Annotated in this window: 25 protein-coding genes and 1 pseudogene; 4 read left to right on the forward strand and 22 right to left on the reverse strand. The window is 34.0% G+C overall.

Translation table 11 applies throughout. The features are described 5' to 3' along the window. Genes DBX24_RS01225 through DBX24_RS01240 form a run of 4 tightly spaced genes read right to left on the reverse strand, consistent with a single transcriptional unit; the run spans position 1 to position 4,279 of the window. Complete coding sequence (locus DBX24_RS01225; RefSeq protein WP_160223721.1) at positions 1-687, reverse strand: hypothetical protein; 687 nt, start codon at positions 685-687, stop codon at positions 1-3. A gap of 46 nt (positions 688-733) precedes the next feature. Next, complete coding sequence (locus DBX24_RS01230; protein WP_160223722.1) at positions 734-2,749, reverse strand: hypothetical protein; 2,016 nt, start codon at positions 2,747-2,749, stop codon at positions 734-736. Positions 2,750-2,760: 11 nt separating this feature from the next. Continuing rightward, positions 2,761-3,465 (reverse strand): hypothetical protein, encoded by a 705-nt coding sequence (locus tag DBX24_RS01235; RefSeq protein WP_160223723.1) that lies wholly within the window; start codon positions 3,463-3,465, stop codon positions 2,761-2,763. After that, entirely contained in the window at positions 3,437-4,279 is an 843-nt protein-coding gene (locus DBX24_RS01240) for a M23 family metallopeptidase (RefSeq protein ID WP_160223724.1), read from the reverse strand. Before DBX24_RS01240 ends, DBX24_RS01235 begins: the two co-directional genes overlap by 29 nt. Before the next feature lie 152 nt (positions 4,280-4,431). Here DBX24_RS01240 and DBX24_RS01245 point away from each other — a divergent pair, with 152 nt between their 5' ends. Beyond that, on the forward strand, positions 4,432-4,659 hold the full coding sequence (locus DBX24_RS01245; protein ID WP_160223725.1) for a hypothetical protein: 228 nt from the start codon (positions 4,432-4,434) through the stop codon (positions 4,657-4,659). Next, positions 4,660-4,944, forward strand: a complete 285-nt coding sequence (locus DBX24_RS01250; RefSeq protein ID WP_160223726.1) for a Txe/YoeB family addiction module toxin — start codon at positions 4,660-4,662, stop codon at positions 4,942-4,944. A 67-nt stretch (positions 4,945-5,011) separates the two neighbouring features. Here DBX24_RS01250 and DBX24_RS01255 read toward each other — a convergent pair whose 3' ends face one another. The 18 genes and pseudogenes from DBX24_RS01255 to DBX24_RS01340 all read right to left on the reverse strand — a co-directional run bounded on the left by DBX24_RS01255 (position 5,012) and on the right by DBX24_RS01340 (position 21,205). Beyond that, positions 5,012-6,988 carry a type IV secretion system DNA-binding domain-containing protein gene (locus DBX24_RS01255; protein WP_185150751.1) on the reverse strand — a complete coding sequence of 659 codons (1,977 nt, stop codon included), beginning with the start codon at positions 6,986-6,988 and terminating at the stop codon, positions 5,012-5,014. 34 nt (positions 6,989-7,022) lie between these two features. Further along, complete coding sequence (gene traN, locus DBX24_RS01260; RefSeq protein WP_160223727.1) at positions 7,023-7,883, reverse strand: conjugative transposon protein TraN; 861 nt, start codon at positions 7,881-7,883, stop codon at positions 7,023-7,025. A gap of 10 nt (positions 7,884-7,893) precedes the next feature. Further along, positions 7,894-9,132 carry a conjugative transposon protein TraM gene (locus DBX24_RS01265; protein WP_160223728.1) on the reverse strand — a complete coding sequence of 413 codons (1,239 nt, stop codon included), beginning with the start codon at positions 9,130-9,132 and terminating at the stop codon, positions 7,894-7,896. Beyond that, positions 9,122-9,466, reverse strand: coding sequence for a hypothetical protein (locus tag DBX24_RS01270; protein WP_160223729.1), 345 nt, complete (start codon positions 9,464-9,466; stop codon positions 9,122-9,124). Before DBX24_RS01270 ends, DBX24_RS01265 begins: the two co-directional genes overlap by 11 nt. Positions 9,467-9,468: 2 nt before the next feature. Beyond that, on the reverse strand, positions 9,469-10,086 hold the full coding sequence (traK, locus tag DBX24_RS01275; protein ID WP_160223730.1) for a conjugative transposon protein TraK: 618 nt from the start codon (positions 10,084-10,086) through the stop codon (positions 9,469-9,471). Positions 10,087-10,101: 15 nt separating this feature from the next. Next, the gene (locus tag DBX24_RS01280; RefSeq protein WP_185150752.1) at positions 10,102-11,385 is read right to left on the reverse strand and encodes a TraJ family protein; all 1,284 of its coding nucleotides are present in this window, start codon (positions 11,383-11,385) and stop codon (positions 10,102-10,104) included. Positions 11,386-11,428: 43 nt separating this feature from the next. After that, complete coding sequence (locus DBX24_RS01285) at positions 11,429-11,905, reverse strand: hypothetical protein (protein WP_160223731.1); 477 nt, start codon at positions 11,903-11,905, stop codon at positions 11,429-11,431. 43 nt (positions 11,906-11,948) lie between these two features. Then, positions 11,949-12,200 (reverse strand): hypothetical protein, encoded by a 252-nt coding sequence (locus DBX24_RS01290; protein WP_160223732.1) that lies wholly within the window; start codon positions 12,198-12,200, stop codon positions 11,949-11,951. Between the two features lie 598 nt (positions 12,201-12,798). Beyond that, positions 12,799-13,452, reverse strand: coding sequence for a hypothetical protein (locus DBX24_RS01295; RefSeq protein WP_260392823.1), 654 nt, complete (start codon positions 13,450-13,452; stop codon positions 12,799-12,801). A 459-nt stretch (positions 13,453-13,911) separates the two neighbouring features. Beyond that, positions 13,912-14,226, reverse strand: a complete 315-nt coding sequence (locus DBX24_RS09365; protein ID WP_260392824.1) for a hypothetical protein — start codon at positions 14,224-14,226, stop codon at positions 13,912-13,914. 1 nt (position 14,227) lies between these two features. Beyond that, positions 14,228-17,326: pseudogene (locus tag DBX24_RS01305) on the reverse strand (TraG/VirB4 family ATPase). Position 17,327: 1 nt separating this feature from the next. After that, on the reverse strand, positions 17,328-17,624 hold the full coding sequence (locus tag DBX24_RS01310) for a DUF4133 domain-containing protein (RefSeq protein WP_160223733.1): 297 nt from the start codon (positions 17,622-17,624) through the stop codon (positions 17,328-17,330). A gap of 2 nt (positions 17,625-17,626) precedes the next feature. Then, positions 17,627-17,983 carry a DUF4134 family protein gene (locus tag DBX24_RS01315; protein WP_160223734.1) on the reverse strand — a complete coding sequence of 119 codons (357 nt, stop codon included), beginning with the start codon at positions 17,981-17,983 and terminating at the stop codon, positions 17,627-17,629. Positions 17,984-18,024: 41 nt separating this feature from the next. Further along, positions 18,025-18,501, reverse strand: a complete 477-nt coding sequence (locus DBX24_RS01320; protein WP_160223735.1) for a hypothetical protein — start codon at positions 18,499-18,501, stop codon at positions 18,025-18,027. Between the two features lie 4 nt (positions 18,502-18,505). Beyond that, positions 18,506-18,784, reverse strand: a complete 279-nt coding sequence (locus tag DBX24_RS01325) for a hypothetical protein (protein ID WP_160223736.1) — start codon at positions 18,782-18,784, stop codon at positions 18,506-18,508. Next, on the reverse strand, positions 18,771-19,400 hold the full coding sequence (locus DBX24_RS01330; protein ID WP_160223737.1) for a ParA family protein: 630 nt from the start codon (positions 19,398-19,400) through the stop codon (positions 18,771-18,773). Before DBX24_RS01330 ends, DBX24_RS01325 begins: the two co-directional genes overlap by 14 nt. A 1-nt stretch (position 19,401) precedes the next feature. After that, positions 19,402-20,856, reverse strand: a complete 1,455-nt coding sequence (locus tag DBX24_RS01335) for a relaxase/mobilization nuclease domain-containing protein (RefSeq protein ID WP_160223738.1) — start codon at positions 20,854-20,856, stop codon at positions 19,402-19,404. Further along, positions 20,825-21,205, reverse strand: a complete 381-nt coding sequence (locus tag DBX24_RS01340) for a PH domain-containing protein (RefSeq protein ID WP_160223739.1) — start codon at positions 21,203-21,205, stop codon at positions 20,825-20,827. The genes DBX24_RS01335 and DBX24_RS01340 overlap by 32 nt, the downstream gene beginning before the upstream one ends. A 1,224-nt stretch (positions 21,206-22,429) precedes the next feature. On the opposite strand from DBX24_RS01340, the gene DBX24_RS01345 reads away from it, so the two are divergent. Next, a complete protein-coding gene (locus tag DBX24_RS01345; RefSeq protein WP_160223740.1) occupies positions 22,430-22,603 on the forward strand; it encodes a hypothetical protein in 174 nt (57 codons plus the stop codon). Positions 22,604-22,741: 138 nt separating this feature from the next. Then, positions 22,742-23,599 carry a hypothetical protein gene (locus DBX24_RS01350; protein WP_160223741.1) on the forward strand — a complete coding sequence of 286 codons (858 nt, stop codon included), beginning with the start codon at positions 22,742-22,744 and terminating at the stop codon, positions 23,597-23,599.

The raw sequence follows: 23,599 nt of genomic DNA on the forward strand, positions 1-23,599 counted from the left end.
TTACTTTTTGGATTTTTTATTGATAAACTCATTAAATTTGAACACATCTTTCGCCTCCTCATCCCATTTTTTTCTTGGCAATAATTGTAAAGTCACGAAAATATCCTGCTTTTTGTTATAAGTATCTATCCGCTCAATTCTTCCTTTATAGTCAATTTCTGCGTGTTTATACAAAGAATAAGGCAAAATAGTGTCTGTTTGATAAACATAATATCGGCTATAACTTTGCGGAGAGTTGATTTCAAATCTTTTGTAGGTTTTCCCAAACAAAATAGTGTCTTTCAAATCTCTTTTTTGATGGTAATTAGGGACTTTATTTTTAGAAAAAATTGCCCCTCTTTTATTCTCGGAATAGACCAAAGTCGGCTTTTCAGTTGCGACCACTTCTACAATCGTGCTTATCCCAGCATTAACAGGTGTTCCCAAAGAATAAAACAAACTATCTTTAATAAAGTGTATTTCATCAGTAATCAATGGATTAGTGACATTAGGAACAAGTTCTATAATGGTATCATTGGAATAGTTGAGCCTTGAAATATGGAAACTTTGGGTATCCTCCAAATTTTTAGAAGCGTTAATGTAGATATTAGAAATAAGGTCTATTCCACCTTGCTTGGATTTAATTTCTTTTCTGCAAGAACCCAATGCAGAAAGAAGCACAATGCCATATAAAATGTATTTTTTCATAAAATAAGGATTAGATAAAAGGCTACTTTTAGGTAGCCCTTTGGGATTATATACTTCTTGAAATATTTTGTTGTCTTACATTATTTTTCTCGTGGCTATTGTCCTGTTCCAAGCCCTGTAAAGGTTTATTGGTATTTAGCCTATTCATCTCCTTATCATAAAGATTAAGGTTTTTATATTGAGGATTAAGCACGGCTTTTCCTTCAATTTCGTTGCCCTCGTGAGTAAATTTCACATTGGTAATATTTCCTTTTTCCAGCGACTTGACAACAAAATCTTTATACTCGGGCTTTTCAAATTTCAGTCCCGAAAGTTCCACGATTTTTGCCGTATCAATCTCATTGGCTTTGTGGAACTCCAATTTATAGTTGTCATACTCATTTTTAGGCTCATTGAATTTCAGTCTTACAAAAGCCTCAAAAGGTTCGTTGGTTTTGGAGTTATTAAATTCTGTTTTTACCGCTCTGCCCTCTAATAGATTGATTGCTTCTTTTGCAGTGAAATTCAATTTGAAATTGTGCGAACGCTCTTCGCCATCTTGTGTAATCAACCTTGCATCAAAGGAATTGAGAAAAACACCACCTTTTTCTGACTTATTAAAATTAATGGCAAAATCTACTTGATTACCCTCCATTACTCGGTCTGATGTGGTTTTAATTTGGAAAGATTTATCATTGGAGTCAATCCCTTTCTGTATTTCTTCCTTATGATTATCCCCAAAACCGAGATATTTCATTTGATTATTAAGATGTTCTGTAATATCAAATTCTTTTTTAGGCTCGTTATGTTTTTTTGTTACTACTTCTTCGGAGGATAGTTTTTCTATTTTACTATTGAAATCAGCAATTATTTCATTTTCTTTCTCTCTTGGCATAAAGGTATCTTCATAATATGCTTCTCCAATTGAACTAACTGCGATATCTGCCCCTTTTTCTTGGACATATGCTTTTTCATCTCCATTGAGTTCATTCCACATTTGTGTATATCTTTCAGTGTGTTCTTGTTCGGTTTCATTTTTTTGAGTGAATATCACATCATTGACAAATGAATTTATTTTTTCTTTATTAATTTCCTGTGTATTATCCATATTCTGTAAATTTTGATTTTGTTTTATTCCGTGATTGTAAAGACTATGATAATTGGCTTCTTTTTCTGCAATTTGGTTAATGTCCCAGTACGAAACTTTCTCTTTTTCATCAAAATCAAGTTTTTCATAAAAAATAAATAGTTTTTTAAGTATTTCTATTTTTTCAATAAAATTACTGTCTATATTCATTGCTTTTTTCAAGGACTCTTCTTTTTCCGAATCTCCATTTAGATTTTCATTTAGAAAATTATTAACTTTATTTAATTGTTCCTTTTTAATTTCTGAATTAGCAATATAATTTTCCAAAAAATAATGTCTTGTTAAATCTCTAGGATTGTGACTTATTTGATAATAAATAAGTCCTTGTTCTTTTAATGAAAAGTTATTTTTTATCTCCTGAAACATATTATTTATTTCGGGAGTGATTTTTATATTTTCATAATATTTTTTTTGTTTATACATATAAATATCAAAAAACTTTTCTTGTTCTTTTGAAAACCTTCGTTCACCATCTCTATAAAAAATTTCAGAAGGCGTATTTTCCATTTCGTGGATAAAATCCTTATACTCTTTTGTTAGTGGCGTGATATATTTATCCTTAAAAGATAGTTTTTCCATACTTTTTCCATCTTGTTTTTCGGAAAGGATGATTTTTAGTTTTTTTTCTGCAATATAGTCTGTATATGCCGACCAGAATTCATCTTTGTATTGAGAATTAGAATAATCTTTTTGCTTATTATATTGCCTTTGGCGGTGTTTTTCTAATGTTTTTAGTATATCCTCAATTTTATATTCTTCTTTATCAGGCAATGAAAAACCATCTTCTTTTTGTGGATGTCTTAAAATTAAATCAATAGTATTATTTTCCTTTTTTTCCCAATATTTAGGAAGAATAGTGTTATAGTAAACTTTTGCCTTTTCTAATAATTCCAATTCTTCTACACCTCCTTTTAATATAATACTTGTTTCAGCCATAATCGTAAATTTTATCTCCTAAACCCTCGTTTGCGTTCCTGTTCTTGGCTCTCTTCCCAATCCTCCTCACGCTCTTGATTAGCATCTTGATAAAGGTCGGGGTCATTTACATTAAGTTGAACATTCGTTTTTTCTTGCTGTTGAGCCTGTTTCTCATTAGGAGTCAAATCATCAATGGTATTGATGGTCTTGGAAACGATATTTATATCATTGCTAATCTCTTTGGCTACATCGGGGAATTTATCCATTTTATCCTGCAAGAAATCTTTGAGTTTTAGCAATTCGTTTTTATAGCGGTTGGTCTCCACTGCATCTTTTCTTTCTGCAATTTTTTGGGTTAGTTCTTCCGCATTTTTTACAAAATCATACTCTTTGACTTCCTTTTTATTTTCATCATAGATAAAGGCTTTGAAATTTAGTTTTTCATCGGCTTTATTTTCTTTGTCAATTTCTCTTTCTATTGCATATTGGATAGGCTTTTCTTTTGATTGTTCCAAAATTTGGTCAAGGCTTTTATCCAAATGATAAAAATTAACATTCAATTTGTTATTTTCTAATTGGAAGGTTGCCCTTTTGTCTCCATTTTCAGCGATAATGGTATGTCCTTTTAGGAAGTTTTCTACATCTTTTTCGGAGAGTTTTTTTGAGAAAGAATTATTTTCATCAATAATGCCGTATTTTTTCAAATCATCTGTTGGTAAATTGCTGTTGTTCATATTGAATAGAGATTAAATTATTAACTTTGATTAAATCGTTCAAAAATTGAGTTGGGTTGATGAAAACTCCAAACTCCTTGACCGCAAAATGCAAATGCGGTCCAGTGGAGTTTCCAGAGTTTCCGCTTTTTCCGATAATATATCCTGCTTTTACAGGTTCTCCCACTCGGTAATACATCGCAGACAGGTGCAAATAAGAAGTCTCAAATCGGTTGGAATGGCGAACTTTAATGTAGTTTCCCCCTCCTTTGTAGTCCCAACCTGCCTCTGACACTACACCATCTAACACAGCATACACATTCTCATAATTTGCTCCCAAGTCTATTCCGTTGTGCATTTTTCTTCCTCCAAAAATGGGGTGGGTGCGGAAGCCAAAAGGCGAAGTAATGACCATTTTATCCAAAGGCATAGAGATTTTTTTAATCATATCTTCACGAATAAAATCATACTTTTTTATGGGAGTATAGGCAGTTTCTTTCTCTTTTTCTATGTTGATTTTTTGGTGGAAATGTTGCAATAAAGAGTCTTCTATTTTCTTGATATTTCGTTTTTGAGATGGCTCTTTTTTACTTAAATCCATCATCATCATTTTGAGAGAGTCCAATTCTTTTTTGAGGTCTGCCTTTGTGGTTCTTTTGGCTTTCTTGGGTTTTGGAACATCTTTCTTTTCTTCCACTTTTTGAGGTGCAGAATAAAAAGATTGGTTCAAATATTCTTTTTTTTCTTTACGCTCAATGGGATAAGTAATAGTATTGAATTGACCGAAAATTACTACCGATGACAATAGAAAAATTAGTCCAAGAAAGTGCTTCATTATTATCGTTTTTCCTACAAATTTGATTATTACTCTTCACAATAACAAGGGTTTATCTCTTTGTTAGACTACTCTTTACTATTTTAGACTAAATTAGACTGATGTTGTTTTTTCCAAAAGAATGTTGTATCTTTGTATAAAATATTGATGTTATGAATACCGCAATCGTAAATATAGAAATGCAGACTTCTGATATTCCTGCTCTGAAAGATTTTTTGAAAAAGTTTAAGACTTCCTCCATAAAAATTGAGGAAAAAGACCCTACGAAAATGAGCAAAGAGGAGTTTAAAGCAATGCTTGATAATGCAGAAAAAACAAAAAGTGAAGTTATTATAGATAGTAAAGAAGGATTGTCTAATTTGTTCAAATCTGCTATATAAATGGCTTATACTCTTTCTTTCTCTAAAAAGTTTTTTGAAGACCTTGAAAAGCACAAAAAATCTGGACAACAGAAGTTATTAGCCAAGATAGAAAAATTTCTTTCGGAATGTATGGACAACCCCAAAATAGGGACAGGGCATCCTGAACAATTAAAATTCCATACTGATGAAACTTGGTCTCGGAGAATAGACCAAAAGCATAGATTGGTTTACAAAATAGATGAATTGAAAAACCCAAAGGAGGTGTTTATACTTTCCGCTTGGGGACACTACGATGATAAATAAAATCCTCCGACTAAATGATTAGTGCGGAGGATTTTCATAAACATATAGAAAATAAAGACATCCAAATTTATGCAGAGATGTGGTCTTTTATGATGAGTTCCACCTCTTTGTTGATTTTCCTAAAATTGGTCATTAGGACTTCCTCCTTTCTATCCTTGCCTGTTTTATCAAGGAATGAATAGTAAGTCGGCAATGGCACATAGTTTTGTTCTTCTTCGGAGATGGTTTTCATATCCAAATTGATTTTTCCACTGAATGCTGATGATTTGTATTCTTCGGAGTCATTTTCTTCGCCACCCGCAATCATTCCGACCATTTCTCCTGTGCGAAGTGCGGCGATTTTCCCAGCAGGTATCATATTGTCCATTTTCTCGTTAATGCTGGTGGTTGTCCCTTGATTAGAAATAGACTGAGAGTAGGATTTTTGCTTAATTTTACCAAACATTTTTTCCAACCAATCCAAAGTATTTTTATCACGAGCCGACCCCGAGAGAATATTCCCAATAGTAGATGAAATCGTTTCTCCCATTTCTTTTTTATAGTATTGCCGAAGTTGTGGAATTTCCTGTAAGCCTAACATTACTGCCACTTTATTACTCCTTGCTGTTGCAATTACATTGTCAATTTTGTGAATGTAAATCGTTGGGAATTCATCGGCAATAATGCCACTTGGGTGGTTTCCTTTGGAGTTAATAAGCCTTAAAGTTCGGTTCAATACTGATGAATATAAAGCCGAGTTGATGTCTTGGGTGGCTGGGTCGGAAGCTAAAATAATCGTAGAAGGTTTTTCTCTATCCGATATTTTCAGTTGCACTTCATCGCCCGAGAATACCCAAAAACTCTCTTTGGTTGCCAATCGTGAAAGGAAAATTTTGAGTGTGCCGACTTGTCCCTCTAATTGGTCAAATGCTTTGTTATCGTATGCTGATTTGAAAGGTGAAAGTAGTGAAATCAATTCTTCCTGTGTAAAAAGAATTGTAAAAATCTCTTCATAACTTCTGTTCATAAAGGATAACAAATGTGGTAATGATGAGTATTTTCCATTTTCGTAAGTAGCGAAAAAGGAAATACAACAAGCAAGAAAGTTAATCGCTGACTGCGTAAAAAACTGCTCCGAACCACCGCCACCACTTCCGCCTCCTTTTTGCAATGCGGACACCATACTTTCCGCCATTTCTTGGGCTTCCGCAAGGGTTTGGATATATTCTTTTTTAAATGGATTAACCCTTTTAGATTTTTCTACTTCATTAAGATTTATAACAAAGAAATCGTGCTTATAGTCTTTGTCTTTTTTCTTTTTGAGAAGGTAATGGTAATAAGCAATTTGGGCAAGGTCTGGAAACTTAAAATCATAGATGCAGAGACAAAAACCTTTACCCATCATCTGCCTAATGGCTGGGTTGATAACCCCAAAAGATTTACCACTGCCTGGTGTCCCCAACACCATTGTTCCTCTAAATGGATTGATGTTAAGCCAACCTTTATTGTTCTTTTTGTTATGCCGAAACAGATAAGGAATATTCACAGAGTAAGGAGTTTCCACAAGTTCGGTATTTTGGGCAAAACTTTCCTCCTCTACATTCCAGCGGTCTTTCCCCATTTTCTGTTGCATTAGTTTTGAGATGCTATCTGCTCCCATTTGGGTAATGACTGCTCCTATCAAAGACAGCAAGGCATAACCAACTTGATATGGGTTGATTTTAGGTAATGTATGGATACTTGCCTTATCTACGAGAGCCAAAGAACCAATAATCATCAGCAAACCAATGATAATCGGTAAAATAATTTCTTTGGTTATATTCAAATCTTTTTTCTTCTTGGCTCTTGTTCCTACGGCAACCAATCCTATTAAAATGAGCGTAGAGACTTTGGCGTTAATGGGAGGAAAAAATACGCCCATTTTCGCAAAGTTTTTTAACAAATCGGATAGCACAAAAATCTTGGCGTTTTGGAAAAACAGCGTCAAAATATCCATTATCACGACTGCATACACCATTCTTTGTAGAAATCCATAGAGTTTTATTTGGTGCTGTTGCTCTTGCATTTTAATTGGTTTTTAATTAGGATTTAATTCTTCATTAAAAAGTATCGGCATTGAGAATATCAGAATATTTAATCTTCATTTCAATCGTTCTTCCCGATAATTGTTCTTCTAATAGTCTTATTTTCATCACTTTGCTATTAGGATAAGTGAATTTCTTGAAAACATAGATGTTTCTAAAACTTTTCTTGAAGTGTGTTGGCTTATGAAGTTGATATACAGGCTTTAACTCTATACTTTGATTATTAGTGGCTTTGTATATTTTCTTGTCTTCAATGGAGTATTTAATTCCCTCTATATCATAACTTAAATTGGTTTTATTCTCAAAACTAATATCCAAGAAGATATAATCGCTCATCACATAGACATTATTGAGTTTCATAGCCAATTTTAAGTTATTGACCTCTCTCAAAGGCTTTTTTGCCTTTTTGGTAATAATTTCCATTGCTAATTTTCTCAATTCCATATTGGAAAGTTTCATTTTTGGAAACTCCAAAGGTTGCATATCTTCGGGCTGAATTTGAATATTAGACTGCGTATTATACATTTCTCGGTTTCTATATACCGCTCTATATTGAGCCATAAAAGATTGTCCTACAATAGTAATGATACCAACCCTTTCTCCGTTATGGAAAGGAAGTGTTTCGGATTTAGACAAAGTATCTGTTTTTGGATTGACTACCTTTATTCTTGCAATATTCTCCGATGGCAAATCGCCCACGAGGTTTTCCGTAGATAAATCCACAAATTGTATTGGCTCTGGGGATATAAAATGGATATTTACGCCCTGTGTCATATCCAATTCGGGCAGTTCATCAATGCGTTGTTCCTTTTTCTCTGTTTGTGCAGAAAGAAAAGATGTAGTCAATACTAAAAGGGCTACCCATAATGATTTCATTGTATTAAATTTAGTTTTCATATTTTTGAAGGTCATTTTCGTTAATTAAATAGATGTAAGAATTGTATTTTATTTTGGCTTTATTTTTTCTAATCAAATTCGCAATGGTCTGCGATGTAGATTGAAAGGCTCTTGATAATAAACTTGTGAAAAATCCTTGTCCGCTATTATCCATTGTTGTGCCTTGCACAGAATTTTCTCCAAGTTCTCTCATCATCTCTCTAAATGCCGATTGCGGAACATACAAGCCCTGCATTCCATCAGTATCATAAACAGAGAGGTTTATTGGTAAAATTTCTCCGTTGTTCAAAATAGACACAATATTGAGATTAACCCTTTGAAGTGTAAATCCCGAAATTTGTCCATATAGAATACTGCCTTTGGATACTCTGTGCTTCCCAACATAGACATCTTCCAACAACCTAAAACGGATACGAGAGCCAAGATACCCCGTAGCATTTTCATCAATTACGGCTTTGACAAAGTTATTTTCTCTTTCTTTTGAAATAGAATTAAAGTGTGGATTAAGCCCTGCTTTGGAAACTTTTAGAGTGCTGTTAAGAAATGCCTCCATTTTGGCTCTACTTTTTTTCAATTTTTCTTCGGCTTTTCTTTGTGCCAATATTTCGGGGTCTCTTGATTTTTCCAAACTATCCAGCATAATCATTTGTTTGCGAAGTGTTTTCACGGGGTCATCTTCCTCTCGGGATTGATTATTAGAATTAGAAGATGAAGCCATTGGATTATTGCTGTTGTATTGTTTTCCTGTACCACTTGCTCCCTCATTGAGCATTCGGATAATATCGGCTGACCTTTGGTAGTCTTCATCATTACTTCTACCTGTTCTCCCACCTCCCGATGTAGGTTCATAATAGGAAGTTCTACCCGAAGCCAATCGGCTTTCTCGTTCTAAATTCCTTTTTCTTGCCTCTTCAAGAGAGTCAATATACCGCCTTTGTTTATCATTAAGATTATCCGTATACATCATAAGGCTGTCTTCTTCTCTATCCAATCCATCTAACATTGTTCTATGGTCTCCATTGGCAAAAAGTTCATCATAAGCCTCGTTCTTTGTGAGAATGCTGTCTTGTGTTTCCCCCAATGATAGGGAAAGTTCCTGTTGTGGAGCAACCACTTCTTCATCTGCCAGTAATGTCTCTATTTGATATGCTCCAAATAGGACAAAAGGTAAGGCAATGAGAGGCATAATATACTTCTGTTGCTTAAAGTTAATTTTTTTAAGGTTCATTTTTTAGTTTTTTATATTCGTTATACAGGTATTCAATTCTGACACTATCGCTCTTTGTTAATCCTACCTGTTTTTGCTTTTGCTGAAATTGGTGTATTTCTTTCATTACTTTTTCCAGTTCCGCTTCTTTGAGTTGGAATTTTGCTTTTTCTTTATCACTCTCCGCATATATCATTGGAATGCTGGTAAAAGTGGTTTGGGGTGGAAAATAAATTTCTTTAACAATGGCAAAAACGCTGGATAGCAATAAAAATCCTAAAAAGAAATACAATATTTTTTTGGGTCTCCTTTCTTCATTTGCCCAAGATAGAATAGATTTAATTTTCTCTTTCATCTCTAAAAGTTATTATATTTTGACTCACTTGATATTTCGGAATTGTCTAAAATTTTCCAATTTTTAAGAATAACCCCGTGCGGATTATTGGGCGTTCTGACCACATCTTCAAAATTGCCTTCTGTGATGAGTTTTCGGATAATAATTGCTGACCGCCTATTGATAACCTGTCTCCCAAAATAGATGAATTTTTTCTGTGCCAAATCTACATTGATAGAGTCTGCATCTATGGTCATCATTGAACTTGATGAAACTAATTGATTATAAAAACCTTTTTCCCGTAGGTTGGTGTATTCCTTTTTCCCTGTATCATCAATGAGATAAAGCGATTTTTCTACATTTTCCCGAATATACTTGTCATCAGGAGCAAGAGTGAAAAATAATCTATGAAATAACTCTACCTGTGATTTATATTCCACAGGGCGATTAAGAAGTTCATCGGTTTGTTTCACTAAAATAGGCACTCCATTGTCCAATATGTAGATGGATTTCCGTGAGTCTTCTACCAATTTATAGGAGTAGAAAAATCCTGCAATCACGATTACTACTGCAAAAAATATGGCAGAAATAGAAACGGCTTTATTGATTTTTATCTTTTTTTCTATGTCTTTTACTATCATAAGTTTAATTCTTTTTTATTTTGCTCTACTTTTATATAAATCCGAATTGATATATTTAAGATAAGATTGAGTGTCATTAACCATTTGTCTTCCCATTCTTGCTCCTGATACAATTCCTCTTCCAGCCATTTTAGCCCCTTGACCTGCTAATTTTCCTCCACTCGCTACTTTTCCAGCGGACTGCTTCATCTTACTCATCACGGTTGCACCACCTGCGGAAACAATGCTGTCGGCAATCGTAGGAGTCATCAGCACCCCAATTCCTGTCACAATGTAAGCCACCACAGAGAATAAGGTAATATGGAGCATTCCATTTCCGTTAATAAATGCCATTATGGTAGCGGAGTCCACACCTCCCGATGTGCTTATCATCTTTTCGTAGCGGTCTATTTCCATAATATAGGCAGACATAATGAGTTGCTGACCAATATTGATGACCGTGAATGCAACAAAAGAATAGAGATTGATATTAATAAATTTGCTTATCCAACTTGTAAGCGAACTCTCAAACCCCGGAATGAGAGCCATACCTACGGCTATCGGTCCAAGAACGATAAGGATATAACTCCAAATTTTCTGAATGAAAAATATCAAGTAGGTGCATACTCTTAATATTGTCAAACCCACTGCTTCTATAACCTCTGCAATCATCCTTTGGAATTTGAAATCCATTCTGATGAACCACTCTTCCACAGGGGCTTGAATTTTATCCCAACCCTCTGAAATACTATCTCCGATTTTATCTATAAATGTTTTTTCTTTTAAGTCATCTATTTGCTTTTGCTTGGCTTTTTCCTCCGCTTCTTTTTTTATCATATAGTCCAAAAGTTCGTTTTGCTTTTGAAATCTTTTGACACGAAGAACATTTGCATCTTTTTCTATTCTCTCAAAAATTCCTTGTGAAACAGAAGCGGTCACTCTAAAAGGACTTTGGATAAGAGAGTAAAAACTTGACCAATGCAAAAGAATTAGTCCGATAAAGAAAGGGCGGAGCATTGGAGTAATTTCCCAATCTCGGTCGCCTGCCTGCATTTGCCAACCGATATAGCCCAAATACAGCATTGCTCCTACACCGCCTATGGCTTTCCCTAAAAAATTTACTTTATTTGCTTCCGCACTAATGGTCGTATCTAATCTTTGGAAAGACTGAAAAAACCATTTTTCAAATGCTCCATCTCCTTTCAAAAATTGCAAAAGTTTATTGGAGTCTTCTGCACTTGCCCCTTGTTGCCCAAAAATAATTATGGGTAAAAAGCATAAAATAAGACAGGCAAAAAATGTAATGTATTTTGTTTTCATTAGTATTGATTTTTATATTTATTCATAATCTCCTGCACAATCTCTACATCGGATTTTGTAATATAATTCTCCGACTTTTTCTGAATTTATCCAATGCTTTTTGTAATCCAAAAAACAATTCACTTTTCGTATTGTAGGAAAATAACTCTGCTTGGAATTTCCGCCATCCTAATAAGGTCTCGTGATACATCAGAAATCGCTTTCCTCTTGGCATATCCATTGTTCTTGATTTATGGTATTTATCTTTTAGTAAGTCCAAACTCTCTTGTAGTTTCTCAATACTTCCCGAGAATTTTAAGGTCTCATAAATTTCAGCATTATCAAATCCCCATTCTCTATAATTTTGAGGGGCTTCAGGGAACTCACTCAATGGGCGGAGCATTCTTTTATAATACAAAGCCACAAAGGGTCTGCACTTACAGTAGTAGATGTCCCAATGAGCAAAATCTTGCATATTTCTTTTGTGTATAGTATCTACTTCCACTTTTATTTTTTCTGCTTCTTGCTTTTGAATTTCCAATTCCACCAACCTTTGATTTTCTACCCCTGTTGCTTTAAGCGGTCTAATATCTGCTCCATTTTATAATCTCTATTCCTTGAAGGCGACCACATTCCCCACACGGTAGCGTAAGCAAATTGGTCTGAATACCTAAAAAATTATACTTAGGGTAAGGTCTGAAATCTCCCCAGCGTTCAAAGACCATTCGTTTATGTTGCGATACAATGGCTTCATCATTCAATCTTTTAACAACCTGTGCGTTAAGTATACTCATACTGAAAATGGAAAAAGTATAGATAAGTTTTTTATATTTCATAATTTTATTGTTTTATATATTGATACTTTCTCATAATATCTTCTACCACTGATTTATCTGTATTGATATAGTCTCTTAAATAAGGAACTTGGTATAAATAAGGTGTTTCCCCCTGCTCTTTCTAACATTAGATTGATAAACATTACATTGCCGTGTAAAATCCGCACTCGGTCAAATATTCTACTGATAAGATGCTCCCTGTCATAGGGGTCTATCAGTAGCCCTTTATCTTCTCGGAGGACTTCCTCCCTCAATTCCTTTTGCAGTAAAATGGCTCTTCTTGCACAATCGTTGATAATGTTCGGTCAATAAAATAGCATACTGCGGATTTTTGGCGGTCAATCGGAGCATTTTTTGGCTATGTTTCTCCCACTTCTCCCAAATATTTGTATAGGTATTTGAGTTGTTTTCCTTGCAAAATGGTACTGATTGACTTTGGTCAATTTATCGTAAATGAACTCCTGTATAGCAACGGCTTGGGTAATTTTTTTATTGATATTATCGTAAAGTTCCTTTTGCTTTTCATAGGATTTTAGAAACGCATTATTACTTTGCCAATCTTACGGCTTGGTTCTTGGAGAGTTGGAACATCAGTTGTTCATTCACTACAACCATTTGGCTGGGAATTAAACTTGTCCCAATGAAAAAAACTCAATGCTAAAAATTTAATCTTCATCTTAAAAGTTTTTACATTATTGATAATATCTTCTACAATCTGTCTATCTGCATTCACATAGTATTGAAGTAAGCCTTTTCTTGCTTCAAATTTTTCTTTAACATTTCTAATGGTGGTAAGAATGAAAAATGACTCATTATTTAATCTCTCCACCTCCGATAGAGCATAGTCTAACAAGATTTTTCTTTCTGCTTTTTCCATTTGGTTAATCGCCCCATAGGAAGCCACTATTCCTGCCAAAAGTCTCACGACCATTTGGAGGTCATCTACGAACTCAACCTGCTTGGGGAGTGCGACTACAAGGGCATAGGGAGCAGTCTTAATCTCTTGAATTATCCGCTCTTGATTGTGTTTGATTTCTCTTGCCTCTTGGGAGATAACAATGCCTGTGGGGATTGCCTGTAATGCAAAATCTACAATTCTCAATCGGTCTTGGATTTTCTTTGTCGTTTCCTTGAATTTGCTCCATTGCTTTTTATTGACACCTTCTCCTACAAGATTGATGTGCTGTTTATTTTTCATCTCCACCTGTCTCTCGTGTTCTTGCATAGAGTGGCGGATTTCTTGGTTCATCATTGGGAACGATACATTTTCTTGCTCCCAAATAGGTGGTTTAGGCTTACCCCCCGAAGAAGTCAGAACGATATGTCCAGCCAATAATAAAATGGGAAAGAGAATTTTTTCATCGTTGTAGGATTTAGAAATTATGCTTATATTTTTCCATTATATTTCTGACAATATCCTTGTCGGTATTGATATAGCCTTGAAAAGGGTTAATGGCTCTCCAAAATCCCAATCTTTTGGCTCTGTCCAAGTTAAGGCTAATAGTGGCTAACCAAACTTTAAGCATTTTACTTTGGTAGAAATCTCATAAAGTAGTTTATATCGGTCTCCTGCGGTAGCCAAGTTGAGTTCCCCCGACTTCAATAATTCACTGACTTCCGAAGACATTTTTAAGACTTCTTTGTAAGTGGTTTCCGTTGCCTTTGCCCGAAAATGGCATACTCTGGGTGGTCTTTAACCAATTTGCTAATTTCAGAAGAATACATTGTGCAGTCCTTTAAGGTCTTCGTAAATTCCTTTGACTTGAAGACCATTAGTCAGTGTTCCCGAGACTTCACTCAATCCTTTCAATATTTTGTCTTGGATATTATTCGCAACGACCATTTGAGAGGCTACCCACGCCTGTGCTTTTTGCAATTTATTCTGTTGTTCTATGGTCTCATTCTGTTTATCTTTGAGATTATCAGAATAGAGTTTGAGTGCAGCGGTCGTAGCCACATCAACATAAGTATTCTGTGCAGAAAGAAAATGTCCCATTAACAAAAGACAAAAACAATACTTTTTCATATTATACAGCGTTTAATAATTTTTCAAAACTTTTTTCTTTTTCTTCTTCCAATAGTCGCCTATCAGAATATTGCTCTTCCAATTCAGAATGAATTTCTGCAATTTTTTCTTGGATAATTTTAATCGGACTTTGTCCTTTGTATTCTCTCTTGATATGATTGTAAAATTTAATTACTCCTTTCATCTATCGGCTTTTTATAGAGATTGATAAGTGGGACTAAATTGTCCAATGGGGCTTTTATCCTGTGTAAGTCTGATACAATTCTCTCCAACGCTTCATCATAACTGCCAATGGCTTTTGCATAATGCTCTACGGCTGATTTCTCGGGTTTTTCGGTGGTGTAGGTTAGGTATTGCTCCAAAGACACTTCATTACCATAGACTTCTCCTTTGCCTCCTCGTTTGAGATAAAATTCTTTGAACCTTGCCCTGCCGTATTTATTATTCAGATTATTGATAGTCCAAATTTTATTCTGTTCCACTTGGTTAAGGGAAAGAATATCAGCAATCGCCCCAAAATTATCTTTGAATTTGGATTGGTCAAGCAGAATAAAGGTGTCCGAATTAGAGATAATGGAGTCTTTCACCACCGCATTCCCAATAATGTCGTTCAGTTCCTGCGTTACCACAATGGTTTCTCCCCAAAACTTACGCACGGTTTTATAAAGATAAAGAATGTATCCTCCCATTAGTTTAGAGGCGATGGCTTTCCACGCTTCCTCAATGATAAGGGCTTTTCTTCTCTCATTTCTCAATCTCATTTTTTGGATAAAAGTATCCATAATGATAAGCGTAACGATGGGGAAAAGCGTAGGATTATCCTTAACATTATCAATCTCAAACACGATGAACGGCTCATCAAATAAGGTGCTGTCTGCACTCTCATTCAGCGTAGTGCCATATCTTCCGCCTTTATAAAAATCCTTTAAGACAAACAAAAATGTTCTTAAATTGAACTCCTTCTCTGTGATATTGTATTTTTTATTTTTCAAATAGATAGGCAAAAACCTATCGCAGTATTCATAAAAACTATTGAAAGACAAATCCGAAACTTCTAATTTTTCATCTAATTCTTTTATTCTCTTAATGAGTGCATACCGAAATGCTTCGCTCCATTCTTCTGCATTTTTCGGAGTTTTGATAATTTCTTGTGGCGTGATAATTGCCAATTTCGTTTCATTATACTCCTTTCTTTTTTCTTCATCGGTCAGCGTTTCATAGGCTTCATACACCCTATGGAACATATCTTGATTGTAATTAGGATTGTCAATATTCTTATCAGGATGGTAGAAATTAATTAACTTTCTTCCTTTCCGCTTGATTTCATCAGTAGGAGCATCAAATGGAACGCCTAATATCTCATAGTATGTTTTATTACTTTCTATATCATCTTCAAAGTCTTCTAATAATTCTTCTTTATGAATATTGTATTTTTCCAAATGGAGTAATAGTTCTTCATTAGATTTGCCTTCATACCACGCTTTCCCTTGATTAAAATATTGATGATAATAGGATACCAATGTATTGTCCAAGATAGATTTTTGTTCTTTGGTCATCGTGGCATCAGCACCCTGCCATATCATAAAGATAAGGTTGGTTAAAAACTCTATTTTCTCAATATTAAACTCCTTTTCATTCATTACAAAAGGGTTCATCGTAATAGGCTTTTCTTCGGTATATTTGATGTATTTCCCTCCTTTATAAGAACAAGTGCCACTATATGAGTCCCCTGTATCCACGATAACCACATCATAATTGTAAAGGAGATATTGCTCTACAATATTGTTCATCAAGAAAGATTTTCCCGACCCCGAAGGTCCAAGAACGAATTTATTTCTATTGTTCATTCGCCCCGTTTTCATCGGCAAGTCAGACAAATCTACTTTCAAAGGAACGCCTTGTCTGTCGGTAAATCTCAAATAAATATTGGACTCTTCACTTACGGGGAAACTCTCCTTAAAAAAAAAACAAAGCGATGCCTCACTCGTGGTTGTAAATAAATCGTAGTCTTTCAGTTCCACCGCATTGCCGGGAATGGCACAGCGATACAACTCTAATTGATTATAAGCATTTTTGGAAACGATAATCCCTTTGGTAAATAATTTACTCTCAATCATTGATTGGGTTTTCTCCATTTTTTCTTGGCTATCACACGCAAAAACAATGGAAAAGTGAGCATCTACGATTAACTGCCCATCTACGGCAATGTTGTGTAAAAGGGTGTCTATCTCTTCTGCAATAATCTCATTAGAAGGGGCTGATTTAGAAACGCCCTCGTGCTTCTTTTCTTTTTATCCAACTCCCTTTGTTTCGGGGCTTGTTCTGGAATGGAAATGATTTGATTATATACAATCATATGATAATCTTCCAATTCATTGATGAAAGAAAAATTATCTACGGCAGTTTCTGATGCCGTTCCATTACCACCCAAAAGAGAATAGGGTTCTATTTGGCTGGGCAATTCTATATTTTCTACATCTACGAAACTAATGACTTTACCATACCTATCGCCGAACCTTAAATGGCTATTAAAGGATTTGATATTATCAAAAGTAGGAATGTCCGCAATGTTCATTGCCAAAATACCTCCGATGTATTGCTCCCAGTCTTTTTCTTTCAAAAATTGTGGCTCACAATGGTATTGAGCCAAAAGCATATGAACTTTCTCACATCGGTCAATGAGTTCCTTGTATCTTTTTTCTGAAAAATCGTAATTGTTTTTCTTCTTTTTATTATCCACTACATCCGTGAAAAGAAGTAATGTATCAATGGTTTTATACATTCTCCCATCAAAATGCTCTGAATATTTTTGCTGTAAAAATTGCGAAGATTTTTCAGCCGTGTATTTTTGTTTTCTAAAAATATCCAATTTTTGAATAATATGATTTTCTCCAATAATGGAAATCAATTGATTGAGTATGGTATGAAAATCTGTATAGGCATTGGGGTCTGCGGAATATTGCTCCACCGCATTTTTAATTTTAATCCCAATAACAGGATTGCCGTATTTTCCTACCAACACATCAAAGTTCCAGCCGTGTTCCTTACCATAATCATAGCCTATAAAAGGAATATCAAAAATTTTATTTTTAGATTTCATATCAGTTTTTAGATTTGAATTTTGTTATCTTAAATCGTTTTGGGAAAATATGAAGTTCATCATCGTTTTTAGTCTTGTTGTAAAGCCCTTTTTTATCTTGGATTTTATACATTGACCAAAAGCCTAATGCTCCTAATCCCAAGCCTAAAAGAGTTCCCCAAATGCCCATAAAAGAACCTAAAACTCCTGACAAAATCAGTCCCACTGCGACACAACCAATACCATAGTAGATATATTTGTCTTTCAATCCGAATAAAACAAGGGGCTTTTTTAACCCCTTGTATAAGTAAAAGCCCATCTTTAAGTTAATCCAAAGAATGAACCTACGAAAGTAGGCACAATCGTTAAGAATAGACAAGCCCCACCCCAGCCAAGGATTTCTTTATTCACATCTTGGTCTCCGTTTTGCCACTTATTGTAGATTCTGAGACCTCCAATAAGTCCAACGATACCTCCCACAAACTGAATAAATGTTTTTAAAGGTGTCCAATACTTTTTAACCTCGTTTCCTGCTGTGGTAAAAGCACCTGCACCACCTCCTGCCAAAACAGGTGTAGTAGAGAGAAGCAATAGTGATAAAATGAATACCTTCTCTCTTTTCACTCCTTTGAAGTTGGCTAATTTTAGCCCCTTCAACTTTTTGAATGTTCCATTCATAATAAAAAAAATTAAAGTGTTAATATTTAACTCGGATTTACTTATGCTTGAATGTTATAAACTTTTTGCCCTTCATAGTTTGCCACCATTTTTACCTTTGTATTGGCATCGTTGAGTAAGTCTTTTATGCTCAAAGATTTAATTGGTTTATCTATAATGGAAGTTGTTTTTTCTTCTATTTTTTCCTGTGGAGTTTCTGAATGCTCCATCTCATTAAGTTGATTTTCATCTTCATATTTCTTTTGCAAATCCTCCATACTTTGTGGTTCTTCATTTGCAGAAAGAAAATCATACGGCTCGTTTTCAAAAGATTGTGGCGTTCGGATATTTTCCACATCTTCTATCTCCACAGAGATAGGTTTCTCTTGATACTGGTCTGCCAACTCTGAAAGTGAAAAACTCTGCTCGTTATTTTCTGTCTCCACGATTTTTTCTTTTTTCAAGAATAAATCATATAGGATATTCCCTGTATAATAGAGAAAATACACTCCGAAAATGATTAAAAAAGATTTTCCCATTTGGTTATATTTTTTTGTTTTTTTGTTCAATAACTTGTGCCATCATTCGCCTAAATTCTCTCTTGCATAAGGCATACCGCATTCCCAAATCAATGATTTCATTGAGGTTTATATCAAAAGTGTTGAACTTCCCTAACTCAATATGCAATTCATTATCTATGGCTATGGTGCGTTCCTGTCTATTCTTTTCATTTTCTTTCCATTCTTTTATAAAATCATCAATATTGATGTCATTGTATTTTCGCTCTAACTGAATGGAAAAAGGGAGTTTATAATGTGGCATTGATAAAATTCATTAGTTCATCAAAAGTGGGTTTTACCGAGTGCTTTTGCTCATAGGTCAATTTCCTTGTTGTAATATTTTGCAAACAATTCCGCTTATAGATTGGGTTTTCCAAAATCTTCCCATATTTAGAAATCTCGGCATCCATTCCTTCTTGGTTGAGATAGTTGTATCCCTTATCATACTTGGAACGGACAAATATCATTTGAGCCTCACTCTCTATCATTGACAATAATTCTATAAATACCAATGTAGATTTTGCGGACACATCAGAATATTCAAATGGGATAACGATATAGTCGCTTAATATCAGTAAATGAGTATATTTATCATCTATTGTCCCAGCCAAGTCAAAGAGAAAAATCTCCTTGCTTTCTTTCATATCCATAATGGTATTGAAGTCTACAACTTTTTCATCTTCTCCAATGACTTTCACTTCATAAAGTTGGGGCAAATCCAACGCTTCATCTTCTGCCCACTTGTGATAAAATGACTTTTGAAAATCAAAGTCAAAAACATTAAGTTTCTTTCCCTGTAAAGAGAGATAATTGGCAAAGGCAATAGCAAGTGTGGTTTTTCCTGCTCCACCTTTTTGTGTTCCAAATGTGATTATCATTTTATCTTCGTTTTTTTCGTTTTCTTTTCCTTTCTTCTTCGGCGGGGTCAAGCCCTTTGCCTGTATTTTTCATCATCTCAAACCAAAATTCATCAAGGGCTTCGGACAATTCATCTTTTTGATAGTAGGTGCGTTCCTGTTTTTGCGATGAAGGATTAACGAAATTCTGATAAGCCGTTTGTCCGATAAGACTTTCCAAATCGTGGAGATGATGATACTGCTGATGAACCATATAATATCTGCCATCTTCTCCCTTAAATATGGAAATGTCAGTCTGTTGTTTGGGCTGTTTTATGGCTTGGAAAGTCTCTTCTCGGACTTTTTTATATTCCTCTAAATTCTTCCTGTGCTTATTTTCAAAAATCATAAAGTCTTGGATTTTTTCAGAGGTTAGATAGCGATTGAAAAAATGGAGTAGTGCCTGTTTTTGTTGACCATTGAAAATATTGTAATCTTTCATCTGCTCAAAAAGGCGTTTGTCCAACTGCTCCTGTGTAAAGTCAAAAATCTCATTCATCTTCATTATCTCACTTCCTTTCCAGACTTTTTGAGTTTTATGGTCTATCAGAGTATATCCAAATGGCTTTTGTCCCTCCTTATGATGAAACACAATATCAATCCCAAACATCTCTCGCATCTTATATTGTAGTTCGCTCTCAAATTCAATTTTGGGGGCAATGTTCCGCTTGGTTTTTTCTTCGGGCTTTCCTTCCGTCTCTCTATTGTCAATGACTTTGAAAACCTTGTTAGAATACACCGATTTGTATTTCTCTAAAAATGCTTTAATCTGTTTTGCCCTTTTACTATCCGATTTGGAATGAAATACAATTTGGTTTGCTTCCAAAGTTTTTTGTTTTACCCCGTTTTTCAGAATATCAAAAGCCGTATCATCTGTCTTATTTTGCACCATCTTAAATCCGCTTCTTTCCAACAAAAGGGCTAATTGCTTCGTTGTGCCATATCGGTATCGGAGTAGTTTTTCCAAATCCTTATCCAACTGCTCTCCGTATAATTGGGCTAAAACTTTTTGTAAGGCTCTTTGAGATTTGAGTTTTTCAAAACTATCATCAATCTTTTTCCCCGTGCTTTTATCTACCCGAGTAGAAACAATGTGAATGTGATTGTTTTCTGTGTCGTTATGAAAAACGATAATGTAAGGCTGTTTTCCATAGCCCATTTCCTGCATAAAGTTTTGCCCAATCTCTGTCAATTCCTCTTTGGAATGATTTTGAAACTTGGTAGAAATCGTAGCGTGGAACTGCGGTTTCTTTACTTTCTCACTTTTGGAAATAGATTTGAAATAATTTCTCACGGCATCTTGTTTTGGATTTTCATCAAATCCATCGGGGAAATTTTCCATTGTCATCAGTTCCCCAGCACCGCTTTCCATTTTCTTGTCGTTGTATTTTACGCCGTGAAAATCATTACTCGCCGAACTTAAAATTTTCACTATCATTAGCAATAAAATGATAAGTTTTCATTAAAATCTCGTTCTGCTCCTGCTTCAATTTCTTCACGGCTTTCAAATACATTTCAAATTCATTCGCCTGTTGCGGAGTCATAAATTTTTGCCCATTCACATACTTGGCTAACTGATTGATATTGTTTTCCACTTTCGCAAATAGGTTGACCTGCTTTTCAATGAACGCCATCGCTTTTCTTCGCTCACTATCCCAAGTGCGTTTCTTTACAGAATTAACGATGAGACTCGTGAGGGTAATCCCTTGCTCTTTGCAGAATTTTTGCCATTCTTCTTTTTCAGATTTTTCAAGTCTAATCTTAATTTCACTATCTTTTTTCTGCATTTTTTGGGACTTTTGTCTCGCAAAATTTCAACTTAAAAACATAGAAAACAAGCATTTAACCAATGGTTAGACTACTCTTTATTATTTTAGACTAAATTAGACTGCTGTCCTAAAATCTGACCTTGAAAAATGAAATTGGAATGCAATTTCCCAAAGAGAAAATGCCATTGAAAAGAAAAATGAGTTCCGAAATTTTTCTGCTCCTTTTTTGCTCCAAAAAAGGCAAGAGGTCTTTGTCCTCAACTTGAAAAGTTGTGGGAACAAAGACACATCTTGCACCGCTTAGGGTGGTTAGTTTGTGGTTAATCGGGATTTTTATAAAGGAATTTTAGGGGAGTAGTTTAAGTAATTGAAAATCAGAATGTGTTTTTTGTAAAATGAGTTTAGACCTCCCGAAAATGATTTTTTTTAGTCAAAAATGGCTGATGCAGAAAAAACAAAATTTTGCTCTTTTTTATTCTCACTATTATTCTCTCACTAATATATTCTCATATATAGTGTGTATATAGGTAAAATGATAAAAAACCAACAAATTTTATTATTTTATTGGTTTTCAATATATTGTATATTTTAACCTTATATTATTTTTTACAGGTAGTGCTGGACACCTTGCATTATTTTTTACAGGTGGTGTTGGATACCTTGTATTATTTTTTACAGGTCATCGGTTAACCTTACACTATTTTTTACAGGTGGTGTTGGATACCTTGTATTATTTTTTACAGGTAGCATTGGACACCTTGCATTATTTTTTACAGGTGGTATTGGACACCTTGTATTATTTTTTACAGGTAGTGCTGGACACCTTGCATTATTTTTTACAGGTGGTATTGGACACCTTGTATTATTTTTTACAGGTAGTGCTGGACACCTTGCATTATTTTTTATAGGTCATCGGTTAGACCTTACACTATTTTTTACAGGTCATCGGTTAACCTTGTATTATTTTTTACAGGTGGCATTGGACACCTTGCATTATTTTTTACAGGTCATTATTTAGGCTCTACAAATACCGATATTATAAAAATAAAAATAATAACATTTTCTTTGTATTTATTATCAGTTTGTTAATATATTTCAATGGTTTAATGTGTTATTTTTTTTAATAAAAATAACGTTTTTATCAAAAATATTATATACATTTGTTCCCACAAAAAATAAAGATGCATCAATAATTTTTTGTAAGTGTAACAAAAACAATTATTAATTTTACAAAATTAAAAAATGAATTTAAACGAATTAAAATCAACAGGTGTAGAGATTCCAAGAGAAAATCTAAAATCATTTAAAGGTGGACACTCATGTCGTGGAGAAATAAACTTAGGTATCGTTAGTATTAGAATCGGTAAAAGAGGTTGTGCAAACGGAGATGCAGTTCATTGGTTCTGGGAAGACTAACTAAAAACAAAGGCTATCTTGAAAGATAGCCTTTATAATCTTTTTCTTTAGAAATGAAAAAATATGAATATTAAATATAAAACAAAGGCTATCTTGAAAGATAGCCTTTATAATATTTTTCTTTAGAAATGAAAAAATATGAATATTAAATATATTACCTTATTTATTTGTGCATTTATTTCTTCTTTTTCTTTTTCGCAGGTAGGAGAAAAGAAAATAGATGAAGTTAATATCATTAAGAAAAGGACTGCAAGAAATGTAATTGATTTAGTGCAAAAAAAGTTTGTAAATAATTATAAAAAGAAAGACACATTAACCTTTTATACAAAATTTTCCAATAAGGAGGAAAAGTTAGGAACAATCTATCAATTGGAAGGGAATTTGGATTTGTTTTTTGATAAGTATTTAGAGTATATTAATCATTATTATGACTCGTTTATTTATCAAGATACAAAAATTGTTAACAATGCTGATAAACTATTGGATAGTAAAAAAGAAAATTACCCAACATCTTTTAGTAGGTATATCTCTCCTGAAATCATTTATGAGATTATTAAAAGAAAAAAACAATATTCATTTTCATTTTTGGAGACTAATCATGAAGATGTTTATACGATTAAATTTTTCCCTACAAATTCTAAATCATTTATGTATGAGGGATATTTGAATGTAGATAAAAAAAGGTTTGCAATTTTAGATTTTCAAACTACCCTTATAGAACATACTGGAAATTCATTTATATCTATGTTTGGAACAAGAAATGATTCTTATAGAATAGTGTCTCATCAACTACAATGTTCATTTAAAAAAAATGAGAAGAGTTTTTATCAATTAAATGAATGTAGCACAACTTCTGATGTTCACCAAAAAGATAATTATAATAGAAAATATTATATTAGAGGTAATATAAAAAATATAATAACCCCTGAAAAAGAAGAAAAAGTATTGTTTGGAATAGATGGATTAGATAAATATAATGATAAAGTAAATAGATAA

Source organism: Bergeyella cardium (assembly GCF_009914665.1).
GTDB lineage: Bacteria > Bacteroidota > Bacteroidia > Flavobacteriales > Weeksellaceae > Bergeyella_A > Bergeyella_A cardium.